The sequence below is a fragment of the Streptomyces sp. AC627_RSS907 genome (genome assembly GCF_019049165.1).
Map to the genome: position 1 here is coordinate 1 of NZ_JAGMUE010000441.1, position 582 is coordinate 582.

Sequence of the window (582 nt, forward strand, 5' to 3'; positions counted from 1 at the left end):
AGGATGACCTGGAGCACCCGCATCGAGTCGACGTTGGGCAGAGCCCGGAAGTGCTGGTCGCCCGACAGGTCGGTGACCGGCACGTCGATCTCCTGGGCGATGATCTCAAGGACCTTCTCGTGGACGTCCATCTGGTTCATTCCCCCTGGTTGGCTGGTTGGTTGGCGGTACGTAGCGCGGTGACGAGCCGGCTCGGCAGGTGCCGGCCCTGTTCGGTCAGGACCTGTTCGGTGAGCAGGCGGAAGGTGCCGTCGGCCGCGGCGACGAGGTCCCGGCCGTGCAGCAGTTCGCCGCTGGCCCGTACGGCGTGCTCGTCACGCCGGGTGATCTCGGCGCGTGCGGTGTACTCGACGCCGGTCTCCATGGGCTTGCCGTAGCGCACGCGCAGGCCGGTGGTGAACGCCGAGATCCAGCCGGCCCGGTAGACGGCCTGCGCCAGGGTCTCGTCCAGGATGGTGGCGACGATGCCGCCGTGGATGACGCCGGGGAAGGACTCGTAGTCGGAGCCGAGCGTGAACCGGGTGCTGAAGCCGTCACCGTCGGCGTCGAAGAGGAGTCGTAGGCCGATGGGGTTGTGCTGGG

Annotated in this window: 1 protein-coding gene; it reads right to left on the bottom strand. The window is 68.6% G+C overall.

All coding sequences use genetic code 11. The features are described from left to right. Positions 1–136: 136 nt before the first annotated feature. Positions 137–582, bottom strand: a 446-nt coding sequence (locus tag KUM32_RS36360; protein ID WP_217146164.1) for a PaaI family thioesterase, incomplete at its 5' end; no start/stop codon positions are given.